Source organism: Flavobacterium cellulosilyticum (assembly GCF_004349355.1).
Taxonomy (GTDB): Bacteria; Bacteroidota; Bacteroidia; order Flavobacteriales; family Flavobacteriaceae; genus Flavobacterium; species Flavobacterium cellulosilyticum.
This window is the reverse complement of the sequence record NZ_SMFK01000003.1, coordinates 21,627-37,394: the sequence shown is the minus strand read 5'-3', so window position 1 is coordinate 37,394 and position 15,768 is coordinate 21,627. Positions and strand designations below refer to the sequence as shown.

Below are 15,768 nucleotides of genomic sequence, written 5' to 3'. Positions count from 1 at the left end.
TAAGAAAACACAATTATAAAAGTAAACCAAAAAGTAATGAAGACATTTAAAGTAATACTATCCCTTTTTTGTATAATCATTTTAGGGAGTTGCAAGTCATCGTTAGAAAATAAAATAGCATTAAAAGATAAAACTTGGAAAGAGGGAATTCTTGTAGATGAATTTATTTTTGATCAAGCCCCTTATCCCTCTTGCCACGCTGCCACAATTGTAGAAACAACAAATGGAGATTTAATAGCCTCATGGTTTGGTGGTACTAATGAAAGAAATCCAGATGTTGGTATTTGGGTCAGCAAACGAAAAAATGGAAAATGGACTGAAGGAGTTGAGGTGGCCAATGGCGTGATGAAAGAAGGTCCAAGATTACCTACATGGAATCCTGTTTTGTACCAAATTCCGGGTGGTGATTTAATGCTTTTTTATAAAATAGGTCCAAGCCCTTCAACTTGGTGGGGAATGATTTTACGTTCTTCAGACGGTGGTGAAACTTGGTCTAAACCAGAAAAAATGCCTGATGGCTATTTAGGCCCCATTAAAAACAAACCGGTTTTATTAGCAAATGGAACTCTTTTGTGTCCATCGAGTATAGAAGGAGATGGCTGGCGTTTGCGCATGGAATACACACCTGATTTTGGAAAAACGTGGCACATGAGTGATACTGTGTCTAGAGGAAAGGATACAATTAATGCTATCCAACCTAGTATTCTTTTTCATAAAGGAAAAAAAATACAAGCCATTGGGCGAACCAGAAATAGACATTTATTCAGTACTTGGTCTAAAGATAACGGGATTACTTGGTCGGATTTAACCCTTTTGAATATGCCAAATAACAGCTCAGGAACTGATGCTGTTACGATGAAAAACGGGCAACACGCTTTAATTTACAACCATGTGTGGCCAGGTGAAGACCAAACAAAGGGAGTTAGGAGTCCACTAAATATTGCAGTTTCAAAAGACGGTGTCAATTGGGATGCTGCATTGGTATTAGAAGATTCAAAAATCAGTCAATATTCCTATCCCGCTATTATTCAAGGGTCTGACGGTATGTTGCATTGCGTCTATACTTGGAGAAGACAACGGATTAAATATGTAAAAATAGATCCATCAAAATTAGTGTCATTCCCTATTGTAAACGGTGTTTGGCCCGGTCCAAAAAATGACAGATATAAAGTAGCGGTATGTGATTGGATGATTTTAAAAAGACAAAAACTAAGCGCTTTCGATTTAGCCAAAGAAATAAAATCGGATGGAATTGAATTGGATATGGGAAGTTTAGGAGCTAGAGAAACATTTGAAAGCAAACTAGGTGATCCTGTTGAAAGACAGAAATTCTTGGATAAATCCAAAGAAACAAACGTTGAGATTAGCTCAATCGCTATGTCAGGTTTTTATGCACAATCTTTTGCGGAGCGCGAAACAGTAGAAAAAATGGTGAATGATTGTATTGAAACCATGAAAAACATGAATGTTCAAATAGCCTATTTACCTTTAGGTACAGAAGGTGATTTGGTTAAACATCCAGAGCTGCGTTCTAAAATTGTGGAAAGACTTCGTTGGGCAGGTGAACAAGTAAATAAAATTGGAGGTGTTATTGCTGTCGAAACTTCCCTAGATGCTGCTGGAGATAAAAAGCTTTTGGAGGAAATAGGAAATAGAAATATCAAAATCTCCTTCAATTTTGCCAATGCCGTTGATAATGGTAGAGATATTGCCAAAGAATTAAAAACATTAGGAAGAGATAATATCGCTCAAATTCATGCTTCAACTACTGATGGGGTATGGTTGCAAAACAACAAGTTGGTAAATCTTCCTGAAATTAAGAAAACGCTCGATAACATGCAATGGAGTGGTTGGTTAATCATCGAACGCTCTAGAGATGTCAATATGGTGCGTGATGTAAAAGGCAATTATGGTGCTAATGTGGCCTACTTGAAACAAATTTTTGATAATAAATAAAGATTACATGAGTTTGTAATCTGCAAAAATCTGCAGAATCTGCCGAATCTGCGTGAAAAATAATAGCACGCAGATTCGGCAGATTTTAAGAAAATGATTTAAATCTGTTAGAAACTGTGTAATCTGTGGTCAAAAAAAACAATTCCAGCTTTAGCTGGAGGAATAAAATAAAAATACAATGAAATACCTAAGCTTACTATTTATCATTTTTTATGTATCGTTTGCAACAGGGCAAACTGTCACGATTGTTCGCGATAGCAATGCACCAAGAGTGCTGTTTGGCGCCGAAAAATTATCTCAAACTTTAAAAGATAAAGGATATGAAGTTGCTTTTTTAGATAAATTACCAAAGAAAATCCGTCACTCAATTATTGTTATTGGAGCAATGGGAACGGATAATTGGAAACAAAATACTAAAAAGTATGCATTAGACGAAAGTAAATTAACTAAGAAAGAAGGTTTCCAAATTAGTACACAAAAGAACATTATTTTTATCGAAGGAATGGATGCTTCTGGAGCTTTATATGGAGCTTTAGAATTAGAAGAACGTATTAAAATCGGTGGGAAATTACCTGAAAATATCAATGTGCAACAAAATCCAGAAATGGTTTTGAGAGGAACTTGTATTGGGGTTCAAAAAATGAATTATTTACCCGGTAGAGAAGTTTATGAATATCCTTATACGCCAGAAACATTCCCATGGTTTTACAACAAAGCACTTTGGACAGAATACTTGGATATGATGGTTAATAACAGGCTTAATTCATTGTATTTGTGGAACGGGCATCCGTTTGCTTCTTTGGTTCGATTGAAAGACTACCCATTTGCCGTTGAGGTGAGTGATGAGGATTTCAAAAAAAATGAAGAAATCTTTAAATTCTTAACAGAGGAAGCTAACAAAAGAGGAATTTGGGTGATTCAAATGTTTTACAACATCATTGTTTCCAAACCTTTTGCGGAGCATTACAACATCAAAACCCAAGACAGACAACGTCCGATTACTCCTTTGATTGCTGATTATACTAAAAAATCAATTGCAGCATTTATCGAAAAATATCCTAATGTAGGTCTTTTAGTTGCCTTAGGGGAAGCCATGAATACGGTTGATGATGATGTAGAATGGTTTACCAAAACAATTATTCCAGGCGTTCAAGATGGTCTAAAAGCTTTAGGAACGACAGTTGAACCGCCAATTATCTTGCGTTCTCACGATACCGATGCCCCTCTGGTAATGGCAAAAGCCTTGCCTTTATACAAGAATTTATATACGATGAGTAAGTACAATGGAGAATCATTAACCACTTATCAACCTCGTGGGCCTTGGTCAGAAACTCACCGTCAATTGAGCGCGTTGGGTTCTATTCATATCTCTAACGTGCATATTTTGGCAAATTTAGAGCCTTTTAGATACGGATCGCCAGATTTTATTCAAAAAAGCATCCAAGCAATGCACAACATTCACGGGGCGAATGCTTTGCATTTATACCCACAAGCGTCTTACTGGGATTGGCCTTATACTGCGGATAAAACCGAACCAAGATTGTTAGAAATGGAACGCGATTGGATTTGGTACAAAGCTTGGGCACGTTATGCTTGGGAAAGTAATCGTGACAGAAAAGATGAAATTTCTTTTTGGAGTACACAGTTAGCAACCAAATTTGGAACAGACAAGGAGTCGGCGAGTCAGATTTTAAAAGCATATGAAGAAATTGGAGAAATTGCTCCAAAAACCTTGAGAAGATTCGGAATTACCGAAGGAAATCGCCAAACCTTATTGTTAGGAATGTTCGAAAGTCAGTTGGTCAATCCAGCCAAATGGCGTGTGTATCCAGGTTTTCATGAATCTTGTGGACCCATTGGCGAATTGCTTATCGATTATGCTCAAAAAGAATGGGACAAAATTCCGCATGTAGGTGAAACGCCAACTCAAATCATTAGCGAAATTACTAAACACGGAGAAATAGCAGTTAAAGCAATTGATTTGGCTGCTGCCAAAGTGACTCAGGACAAAGCCGAATTTGATCGTCTTAAAAACGATACTTATTGCTACAAAGCTTTCGCCGATTGTTTTTCCGAAAAAGTAAAAGCCGCGATTTTGGTATTGCGTTACAGCCATTCGAATGATATTGCCGATTTGGATAAAGCCGTACCGCATTTAGAAAAAAGTATCGAATATTACCAAGAATTGGTTAATTTGACTAAAGACACCTATTTGTATGCCAATAGTATGCAAACGGCGCAGCGACGCATTCCAATTGGAGGAGACGATGGTTTGCATAAAACTTGGATTGAAATGTTGCCTCATTACGAAAGAGAGTTGGTTAACTTAAAACGAAATATTGCGCTTTTAAAATCGTCAAAAGATGGTAAAATAGCTAAGGGAGAAGCTAAAGCTTGGCAAACAGCAGAAGTAAAAGTGTTGAATAAAAACACAACCACTTATGATGTGAAAAACGGAATCAAAGTATACGATACTCCAATTTCAGAAATCACAAAAGTTGCTCCCGAATTGCAAAATTTAAAAGGAATTTCATTCGAAGAGTTAGGTCAAAATGAAAAGGGTACCAAACTGAAATTCCAAAATAAGAAAGCAGTTAAAGTGGTTATTGGGTATTTCAATACGGATCAAAAAAGATTTTTATTGCCGCCAAGTTTGGAAACAGACGCAGCAGGAAATACTTACGGTCAAGCCGAAGTTATTTTGGCCAATGCTATGAATTTAAAGGAATTACCAAGAATTAATATTCATACTTATTTATTTCAACCAGGCGAAAACGAACTGGTTTTAGGAAAAGGAAAAGTATTGGTTTTAGGATTTATTGATGGCAATCAAGATATAAAATCTCGAGATGTAGGCTACATAGGAAAAGATGAAAAAGAAGCCGTTGATTGGTTGTTCTATTAAAAATACAGGATGAATTTAAGATTAATAGTTTGCTTTGCTTTAGTTGGTTATTTTGGCTGGGGCCAAAATGATAGGAAGGAAGCGAAACTTCGTAAAGAGGTTTCGCTAAATTCTGTTTGGACTACAACGATGCTAGACGAACCACTTACATCAGAATCCAACTTTGTACAAAATCCTAAAATTGATTCTCAATGGAAAAACGTCAATGTACCACACAACTGGGATCAATATTATGGTTTTCGAAGAACCAAACATGGTAATTTACACGGTACCGCTTGGTATCATAAATCCCTACAATTGGACAAATCCGATAAAGGGAAACGACATTTCCTTTTTTTTGAAGGAGTAAGTTCTTATGCTACAGTTTGGGTGAATGGTAAAAAAGTAGGAGAACACAAAGGCGGAAGAACGACTTTTACAATTGATATTACGGATGCAATTTCTTTTGACAGCGCAAATAATGTAATGGTCAAAGCAGCTCACCCTGCTTTCATTGCCGATTTACCTTGGGTTTGTGGAGGTTGTTCTGGCGAATGGGGTTTCTCTGAAGGTTCACAACCAATGGGAATTTTCAGACCAGTTACTTTGGTGGTGACAAATGATGTCCGCATTGAACCTTTTGGCGTTCATATTTGGAATGACAAAGCGACTTCGAAAGAGAAAGCCATTCTAAATACAACTACCGAAATCAAAAACTATGGAAAAACGAATCGTAACTTGACGATTGTGAACACGCTTTTTGATGCAACAGCAATAGAAGTAACAACTGCTAAAAGTGAAATTAACATACTTGTAGGCGAAACCAAAGAATTGCCGCATACGTTAACAGCAATTTCCCAACCTAAACTTTGGAGTCCTGAAAATCCCTATTTGTACCAATTAGTGACTTCAATTTATGAAAACGGAAAAAAAATAGATGAACTCAAAACGCCTTATGGTATCCGCTGGGTTTCTTGGCCGGTGGATAGAAACGGAAATGATAATCGATTTTTCATCAATGATAAACCAGTATTCATCAACGGAACTTGCGAATACGAGCATCTTATTGGCAAAAGCCATTCCTTTTCGAATGAAGAAATCACAGCCAGAATTGAACAAATCAAAGCCGCTGGTTTCAATGCTTTTCGCGAAGGACACCAACCACACAATTTAGAATATCAAAAAGAACTAGACGAAAATGGTATCTTATTTTGGAGTCAGTTTTCGGCTCACATTTGGTACGACACACCTGAATTCAAAGCCAATTTCAAAAACTTATTGCGAGAATGGATTAAAGAACGCCGCAACAATCCATCGGTAGTTTTGTGGGGATTGCAAAACGAAAGCACGATTCCAGCAGCGTTTGCCGAAGAATGTACTCAAATTATCCGTGAAATGGATCCAACAGCTGCTTTGCAACGCAAGGTAACTACTTGCAACGGAGGAGAAGGAACGGACTGGAATGTGGTGCAAAACTGGTCGGGAACCTATGGTGGCGATCCGTTTAATTATAATGTCGAGTTGAGTAAGCAGTTGTTAAATGGAGAATATGGTGCTTGGCGTTCCACTGATTTGCATACTGAAGGGGAATTTGACCAAAAAGGAATTTTGAGCGAAAACCGTTTCTCCCAATTAATGGAAATCAAAGTTCGTGAAGCCGAATCGGTGAAAGATAAAGTCGTTGGACAATTTAATTGGTTGTTTGCGTCTCATGAGAACCCAGGTCGTGAACAAAATGGTGAAGGATTTAGAGATATTGATAGAGTAGGGCCAGTGAATTACAAGGGACTTTTTAGTATTTGGGGCGAACCTTTGGATGCCTATTATATGTACCGAGCGAATTATGTGTCGAACAAAACCAATCCTATGGTCTATATCGTTTCGCACACTTGGCCGAGTCGATGGGAAACCACAGGAATCAAAAACGGAATCGATGTGTATTCGAATTGTGACGAAGTCGAATTATTCAATGATGTGAATAATGCTTCGTTAGGGAAACTGAAAAATCAAGGCATTGGACAGCATTTTCAATGGAATAATGCCAACATTCAATACAATGTGTTGTATGCGGTAGGTTACGTGAATGGTGTGGCTGTTGCCAAAGATTATATTGTATTAAATTCTTTGCCGAAAGCACCCAATTTAAAAACATTAGAAACAAAGAAAGAAACGCTTCTACAGCCTATAAAAGGTTATAATTATATTTATAGAGTCAATAGTGGTGGTCCAGAAATCACGGATTCTCTTGGAAACAGTTGGCAAGCCGATGTTCATAAAAGCGGAACGAATACTTGGGGTTCATTGTCATGGACAGATGATTTTAATAAACTACCTGATTTTTATGCCAGTCAGCGTAAAACTTTTGATCCAATTTCAGGAACGAACGAAGATGAATTATTTCAGAATTTCAGATACGGAGCTGATAAATTACGATATGAATTTCCCGCTCCCGATGGCGAATATCTAGTCGAATTATATTTCACTGAGCCTTGGTACGGAACAGGTGGCGGAATGGATTGCCAAGGATGGCGTTTATTTGATGTTGCGATCAATGATAATGTGGTGTTGAAAGATTTAGATATTTGGTCGGAAGTTGGGCATGATACTGCATTGAAAAAATCGTTTGTTGTAAAAAGTAAAAACGGAAAAATTACTATTTCGTTTCCAAATGCCAAAGCAGGACAAGCTATTATCTCTGCAATTGCGATTGCAACTAAAGATAAAACTTTGAAAGGAGCTGCTGCTTCGCCAAGAAACATTCAAAATGTATCGATTAATTCTCCAACAAAAATAGGTTCTTGGTTGGATATTAACTCCAAACAATATTCCGATTCGGATGTGATTTTTACAAAATTGCCTTCTGAAATTTTTGGTGCAGATTATTTGCTATTATCCAATCATTCGAAAGTTTCAGGTTCTTTTACAACCAATGAAGATTCGGAAGTGTATTTAATGAGTACGACAAAAGATTCAATTTCAGGTTACAAAAAGTTAGATGATACCGCTAAAAATTCCGCTGGAATTGATTTTTTTGTTCATCATAAAATAGTTAAAAAGGGAGAAAAAGTGATTTTTGATTCGGCGATAAATCCGACTATTGCAGTCGTGCCAACATATGAAATGAACGAAAAAGACAATTCGCGTCCGATAGCTGTTTTCGAAGCGGAAAAAGGCAAAGTAACAGGAAACGGAATTGAAAAAGGAAACTTCAAAAAAGCCGATTATATTGAGTTTACTCAAAAGACCAAAAACAGTATTCAGTTTGAAGTAAAACCGGGTGTCGCAAGAATTTATTTGATGCGTTTTCGTTTTATGAATCGAAATGAAACACCAATTAAAGTGCGTTTCAAGATGCAAGATGCCTACGGAATTATGATGCGAAATGATGAAATTGAATTTCCTTCCGCAACAGAAAAATGGAAAATTTTAAACACCACTTCGGGTGGTTATATCAATGCTGGAACGTATACCATTACTTTAGAATCAGAAGACATGAAAGGATTGCTATTGGATTCATTTGAGTTTCAGTAAACGTCATTGCGAGGAACGAAGCAATCACAGCAATTGCTTTCGTTATGTTATTACCTCGTTCCTCGCAATGACATACAGCATAAAAAAAATAAAATTATGAAGTTACATAAAAACGTCCTGCATAAAGTCGGAAGTGCAATCCTATTGTTATTTTTAATCTCTTGTGCAACATTAGAAAAGAAAATAAGAATTATTGAAGATTTCAATGAAAACTGGAATTTTAAATTAGGAGATTATCCAAACGCAATCCATTCTGACTTAAATACATCAGATTGGAGAATATTACAATTGCCACACGATTGGAGTATTGAAGCTGCGTTTAATAAAGAGAATCCAACCAAACAAGCACAAGCTTTTTTGCCAGCAGGAATGGGATGGTATCGCAAAACGTTTACGCTACCCGAAAATTGGGCAACAAAGACAGTTTCTATAGAATTTGATGGTGTTTTTAAAAACAGCGAAGTATTTATAAACGGACATTCATTGGGCATTCGCCCAAACGGATATATTTCATTTGGTTATGAGCTATCACAATATTTGAATTTTGGTAAGGAAAATGTAATTGCCGTAAAAGTCGATAATGATGCACAACCCAATTCAAGATGGTATACGGGTTCTGGAATTTATAGAAATGTACGATTGGTTGCTAGTGAAAAACTCCACGTTGCAAAATGGGGAACCTTTGTGACTACTCCAGAAGTTTCGGCAGCAAAAGCTTCGGTGCATTTTGAAGTGACTATCGAAAATAAAAATGAAGTTCCTAAAGAATTCAAGTTAAAGACTTCTATTTTGGATGCCAATAATCAGGAAGTTGCCAATGTTGTTACAACAGAAAAAATTGGTGCAAATACAAATTCGACGAAAATTCATAATTTGGTTGTAAACCAGCCTAAGTTATGGGATACTGAAAATCCAAATCTATACAAAATTGTCACTACAATTTATGAAAATTCAAAAACAGTAGATAATTATGAAACGCCTCTAGGAATTCGTTCTTTCAATTTTGATGCTGAAAAAGGGTTTTCATTGAATGGAGTTCCAACGAAAATTTTAGGTGTTTGTCTGCATCATGATAACGGAGCATTAGGAGCTGTTGCGAATAAAGCGGCTATCAAACGCAAATTGACAATATTAAAAGAAATGGGAACAAATGCCATCCGCATGGCACACAATCCAGCCTCTTTAGAGATGATGCAATTGTGTGACGAAATGGGATTTATTGTTCAGGATGAATTTACCGATGTTTGGAAAAAGAAAAAAGTTACCAACGATTACCATAAAGATTGGGATGCTTGGCATAAACAAGATTTGGAAGATTTTATCAAAAGAGATCGCAATTATCCGTCAGTGATGATGTGGAGTATTGGTAACGAAATCAGGGAACAATTTGATAGCACGGGAATTGCCATTACCAGAGAATTGGCTCAAATCGTAAAATCTTTGGACACGACCCGTCCCGTTACGAGTGCTTTGACAGAGAATGTTATAGCGAAAAATTTCATTTATCAATCAGGGGCATTGGATTTATTAGGATTTAATTACAAACACGAAGATTACAAGGATTTCCCGACTCGTTTTAAAGGGCAAAAAATACTCGCTTCCGAAAGTGTTTCGGCACTCGAAACCCGCGGTCATTATGATTTTCCTTCGGATGGGATTAAGGCTTGGCCACCAAAATATGGTGCAGGATTTGATGGCAATGCAGATTGGACCGTTTCTGCTTATGACCAGGTACAATCCTATTGGGGCACCACGCATGAAGCCAATTGGAAAACCATCAAAAAACAGGATTTTATGGCGGGAACGTTTATCTGGACAGGATTCGATTATTTGGGCGAACCCGATCCGTATCCATATCCAGCGAGAAGTTCTTATTTTGGGATTGTGGACTTAGCGGGTTTGCCAAAGGACGTGTATTATATGTACCAAAGTGAATGGACAACGAAACCCGTTTTACATATTTTTCCGCATTGGAACTGGACTTCGGGGCAGGAAGTTGATGTTTGGGCCTATTACAACAATGCCGATCAAGTGGAATTATTCTTAAACGGGAAATCTCTTGGAGTAAAATCAAAACAAAACGATGATTTGCATATTTCTTGGCGTGTAAAATTCGAACCAGGAATTATAAAAGCGATTTCTAGAAAGAAGGGAGTAGTAGTTTTAGAGAAAGTGATTCATACTGCTGGAGCTGCTTCAAAAATTGCTTTAATAGCGGATAAAACTACCATCAAAAATGACACTTACGATTTGGTTTACGTTACCGTTTCGATTACAGATGCTGATGGAAATTTAGTGCCAAATGCGAATGATTTAATTCAATTTGAAGTGACTGGTGGAGGAAAATTGGTTGGTGTTGACAACGGTTATCAAGCGGGATTAGATTCGTTTAAAGCCAATTCTTGCAAAGTATATAACGGAAAATGTATTGCCATCATTCAGTCGAATGGAAAGAAAGAAAAAATTCAGTTGAAAGCTTCAACAGGGAATGGAATTAATGCTGCAACAATTGAAGTAGGAGTACAGTAATTAAAAGAAATAATAATAGAAAAGCCATGGAAAGAGTTTTTGCTGAATATCTTATTGAAACCCCTTATGAGGTGGAACAGGCTGCGGCAGTTTTAGCTGGAGAACAATCATCTGGGACTTTTGTGTCAGTTCCAGGTGAAACAGAGGAATTGAAAAAACGTTTTGCTGCTCGAGTGGAGGACATTCAATTGCTAGATGTAGCTGATGAACCTTCCATTCCTGGAGGAAGTATTCCGGGAAAGAAGTACCAAAAAGCAAGAGTAAAAGTAAGTTGGTCGATTGAGAATTTCGGCTATAATTTACCTGTGTTAATCAGTACTTTACAAGGGAATTTATACGAAATCACTCAATTTACAGGTTTGAAATTGATGGATTTTGAATTGCCAGATTCATTTAAAAATCATTTCAAAGGATCGAAATTTGGTATTCAAGGATCTAAATTATCTTGTGGTGTAGCCGATAGACCGATGATTGGTACGATTATCAAGCCAAGTATCGGGATGAGTATTGCCGAAACAACGGCTTTGGTCAAAAACTTAATCGATGCCGGAATTGACTTTATCAAGGACGATGAATTGATGGGTTCTGCGGCAAATTCTCCTTTTGATGATAGAGTAAAATCGATTATGAAAGTCATTCGTGACAACGAACAAAAAACAGGAAAGAAAGTAATGTATGCCTTCAATATCAGCGATGAAATTGATGCGATGCAACGAAAATACGATTTGATTAGAAAGGAAAAAGGAAGCTGTGCTATGATTAGTATTAACAGTGTTGGCTTGGCTGGTACAAAAAAAATTTGTGATCAAGGTGAACTAGTTATTCACGGCCATAGAAATGGCTGGGGAATGTTGAACAGACATCCTTTGTTGGGAATTGAATTTCCAGCCTATCAAAAAATACAGCGTTTGGCAGGAGTCGATCAATTGCATGTAAATGGCATTCAGAATAAGTTTTGGGAGTCGGATGATTCTGTGGTGACTTCAATACAATCGTGTTTAAAACCTTTTTTGGGGGGATATGAAATTTTGCCTGTTGTGTCTTCGGGACAATGGGGCGGACAAGCGGTAGAAACCTATCGTAGAACCCAAACCACCGATTTGTTATACATGGCAGGTGGTGGAATTTTGGCGCATCCAATGGGACCAAAAGCAGGGGTCAACGCTTTGCAACAAGCTTGGACGGGAGCAGTTGAAGGTTTGTCAGTAGAAGAAACAGCCTTGAAATATCCGGAATTTGCAGCATCTGTAAAGAAATTTTCTAAATAATGAAACAGAAAGAAAAAGTATTATTAGCCTATTATGGAGATGATTTCACAGGATCTACGGATGCTTTGGAGTTTTTGACTTTGGCTGGAGTAAAAACCGTTCTTTTTCTTCGAAAACCACAACAAAAAGATTTGGAGCGTTTCCCAGGAATTCAAGCGATTGGTTTGGCTGGAAAAAGTAGGTCTTTATCGCCTTTGGATATGGAAACAGAACTTTTTCCTGCTTTCGAAAACCTAAAGAGTTTTGAACCTGCACATGTTCATTATAAGGTCTGTTCTACTTTCGATTCGGCACCGCATGTTGGTAATATTGGCAAAGCAATCGAAATTGGAAGCGAAGTTTTCAATCAAAAAACCGTATTGGTTTCGCCTTCTGCGCCACATTTGGGGAGATTTTGTGTTTTCGGAAATCTATTTGCCCGAATGGGAACGACTGGAAATGGAGAAATTTACCGCATTGACCGTCATCCTTCAATGAGAAAGCATCCCGTTACACCTGCTTTGGAAGGAGATTTGAGGTTGCATTTAGCAAAACAAACTTCAAAATCTATAGGTTTGGTAAATCTTACTACCATAGAAAAAGGAACAGATGCGGTTTTAGAAGCCGTTGCTAATAATCAGGCGGAAATTCTGTTTTTTGACGGTGTAAATGAAGGACATTTAAGCACTATTGGAAATGTTTTTAACCAGTTGGCCACAGCCAAAACAGTGTTTTCAGTTGGTTCCTCAGGAATCGAAATGGCTTTGGGATTGGCTTGGAAAAAAGAAAAAATCATAGGAAATAAAATAGCATTTGAACCTGCTGGTGAAGCAGCTCCTTTGTTAGTTTTATCTGGTAGTTGTTCGCCAGTGACTTCGGATCAAATTGAATATGCCTTGAAAAACGGATTTGAAGGAATCGCATTAGATAGTAAGGCGGTAGATTCAGACTATCAAGAAGCGATTATTAAAAGTACTGCAGCTCAAATTGTTGCGAATTTCAATAAACGAAAAAGTACTGTTTTACACACCAGTACAGGTGCGGATGATCCTAGAATTGCGGCAACAGAATTATTTTTTAAGTCAAAAGGAATAGCTGAAAATGATATTCAACAACAATGCAGTAGTATTTATGGGAAAGTTTTAGGACAGATTACCAAAGAAGTGTTAGCACAAGTAAAAATAAAAAGAATCCTTTTTGCTGGTGGCGATACCTCTAGTTATGCTGCTTCTGAATTGGATATTCTAGCCTTAGAAATGATTGCACCATTGGCACCGGGAGCCCCACTTTGCAAAGCAATTTCGGATGATACCTTAGTCAATGGATTAGAATTAAATTTTAAAGGAGGTCAAGTAGGTACCCCCGATTATTTTATAAAAGTAGTAAAAGGAGAGAAATTATGAGCGCAAAAGTATTAGGTTTTGTACATACATCGGCAACATTAGTGCCTTTGTTTCAACAGTTGACAAATGAATTTTTAAGTGGGGTGGAAACCTTCAATATTGTCGATGACAGCTTGATTAAAGACGTTATCAAAAAAGGGAAATTAATGCCCAATACTGCGGCTAGAGTGGTGAGTCATATCCAAGCTGCAGAAGCTGCAGGAGCCGATGTGATTTTGGTGACTTGTTCTTCTATTGGTGTGGCGATTGAAACAGCAGCGACTTTGAGTAGTGTGCCCGTTATTCGTGTAGACCAAGCGATGGCTGATGAAGCAGTGCAGATTAGCAATAAAATCGGTGTGATCGCTACTTTACCTACTACTTTGGAACCAACAAGTGATTTGGTACGAAGAAGAGCCCAATTGGCGGGCAAAAACGTAACGATTTCATCCAAATTATGTGAAGGTGCTTTTGAAGCGTTGATGAGTGGCGATGCCGCAAAACATGATGAAATGGTTGCCAAAGCTTTGAAAGAATTAATGAAAGAAGTAGATGTAATTGTTTTGGCTCAAGCGTCAATGGCGCGTGTGGTGGATAATTTAAGTGCTGAAGAAAAAATTGTTCCTATTTTGGCTAGTCCCGCTATTGCAATGAAAAAATTAGCAGAGCTTTATTTTTAATAAACATATAAGTCCTATAAGGTTTGATTTTTTGATTTTAATTGAAATGATCTTATAAAGTTTAGTTCATTTAAATTTAGCCTTTTACTTTTAAGTTTAAATGACCTTAATAAGACTTATATGGTTAAGTAATTATAACATTTTTTAATATATTGTATGCGTAAATATTTTCTTTGGATTGCCTTAATACTTTTCATTGCAGCTGCAATTGGCGGTTTGCAACAGCTGGATTTAGTATGGAAATTGGGACTAGTTTTGGGATTTTCAAGTGTTTCTATTGGGGTAGGGTATCTGAAAGTACTAAGCGGTTATCAATATACTTTTTGGATCATTACAGCGGTTTGTGCTGGTTTGATTTATCCTGATTTTTTCTTGCATGTTGGAGGTTTTGATATGCGTAACAAATGGCTGATTTTAATTATCATTCAATTAGTGATGTTCGGAATGGGAACTCAAATGAGTATCAAAGATTTTACTGGGATTCGGCATTCGGGTAGAGGAGTACTTATCGGCTTGCTAGGGCATTTTACTATTATGCCTCTAACTGGTTTTTTTATCGCTACTACCTTTGGTTTTGAACCTGAAATTGCGGCAGGAATCATTTTGATAGGTTCTTGTAGTAGTGGTTTGGCTTCCAATGTGATGACTTATATTGCCAAAGGAGATTTGGTTTTATCAGTGACTGTAACGGCTATTTCAACCTTGGCAGCACCGATTATGACGCCATTTTTGATGAAAATATTTGCAGGAACTTTAGTTGAAGTCCATTTTTTTAATATGATGATGGAGATTGTTAAAATTGTGATAGTCCCTTTGACAGCGGCAATGATTCACGATATTTTAAAAACGTATGGAGCTAGTGCACAAAGAAATGTAAAAATATTGACAGTTATAGCTACAATTTGGTTGGCTATTGTTTTTATATTTTGGGAATCATTTGGAATTGCCCCCGACAGTACGTCAGCATCGCTGTTTGAAATTTTGAACTTTTTATGTGGTGCTTTTATTGTAGGCTATTTGTATCATTTGGTCTATAAAAGCTATGCTAAAATAGATGTTATGATGCCTTATTTTTCTATGTTTGGAATTATCTACTTTACTTTGGTAACAACCGCAGCAGGAAGAGATAATTTAATTCAAATTGGATTCTTATTGTTTTTGGCTTCGATATTACACAATGGAGCGGGCTACTTTTTTGGTTATTGGCTGAGTAGGGCAAGTGGCTTGGATAAGAGAAAAAGCCAAACCATTGCTTTTGAAGTAGGCTTGCAAAACGGCGGAATGGCATCAGGATTGGCTGGCTCTATGGGAAAATTAGCGACCTTAGGATTGGCTTCAGCGGTATTTAGTCCGTGGATGAATGTTTCGGGTTCATTATTAGCAAATTATTGGCGCAAAAAAGGCGATAGGGAGAAAGTCGTTTCAAAGTAAAATTAATTACAAAAATGTAGCTTAACTTAAAGTGTGATTTTTATTTTTATACCTTGATTGGTCTTGAAGTAAATCCAGAGAGGGATGAATATTATATAAATGAAAGAACGATAATAATTCAAAAGCGA

8 protein-coding genes are annotated in these 15,768 nt (G+C 37.2%); all 8 read left to right on the top strand.

What is annotated here, in order from left to right; genetic code table 11:
• Positions 1-36 precede the first annotated feature (36 nt).
• The 8 genes from E0F76_RS19585 (at position 37) to E0F76_RS06695 (ending at position 15,640) form a co-directional block, all read left to right on the top strand.
• Positions 37-1,956: an exo-alpha-sialidase gene (locus E0F76_RS19585; protein WP_246021996.1), complete on the top strand. Its 1,920-nt coding sequence runs from the start codon at positions 37-39 to the stop codon at positions 1,954-1,956.
• A 178-nt stretch (positions 1,957-2,134) separates the two neighbouring features.
• On the top strand, positions 2,135-4,861 hold the full coding sequence (locus E0F76_RS06725) for an alpha-d-galacturonidase (RefSeq protein WP_132003243.1): 2,727 nt from the start codon (positions 2,135-2,137) through the stop codon (positions 4,859-4,861).
• Positions 4,862-4,870: 9 nt separating this feature from the next.
• Entirely contained in the window at positions 4,871-8,371 is a 3,501-nt protein-coding gene (locus E0F76_RS06720) for a malectin domain-containing carbohydrate-binding protein (RefSeq protein ID WP_132003240.1), read from the top strand.
• Positions 8,372-8,467: 96 nt separating this feature from the next.
• Positions 8,468-10,900, top strand: coding sequence for a sugar-binding domain-containing protein (locus tag E0F76_RS06715; protein WP_132003237.1), 2,433 nt, complete (start codon positions 8,468-8,470; stop codon positions 10,898-10,900).
• Positions 10,901-10,926: 26 nt separating this feature from the next.
• Entirely contained in the window at positions 10,927-12,168 is a 1,242-nt protein-coding gene (locus E0F76_RS06710; RefSeq protein ID WP_132003233.1) for a ribulose-bisphosphate carboxylase large subunit family protein, read from the top strand.
• Positions 12,168-13,550, top strand: a complete 1,383-nt coding sequence (locus tag E0F76_RS06705; RefSeq protein WP_132003230.1) for a four-carbon acid sugar kinase family protein — start codon at positions 12,168-12,170, stop codon at positions 13,548-13,550. The genes E0F76_RS06710 and E0F76_RS06705 overlap by 1 nt, the downstream gene beginning before the upstream one ends.
• On the top strand, positions 13,547-14,209 hold the full coding sequence (locus E0F76_RS06700) for an aspartate/glutamate racemase family protein (RefSeq protein WP_132003227.1): 663 nt from the start codon (positions 13,547-13,549) through the stop codon (positions 14,207-14,209). The genes E0F76_RS06705 and E0F76_RS06700 overlap by 4 nt, the downstream gene beginning before the upstream one ends.
• A 156-nt stretch (positions 14,210-14,365) precedes the next feature.
• Positions 14,366-15,640: a bile acid:sodium symporter family protein gene (locus tag E0F76_RS06695; RefSeq protein ID WP_165932650.1), complete on the top strand. Its 1,275-nt coding sequence runs from the start codon at positions 14,366-14,368 to the stop codon at positions 15,638-15,640.
• The last annotated feature ends 128 nt before the right edge of the window (positions 15,641-15,768 follow it).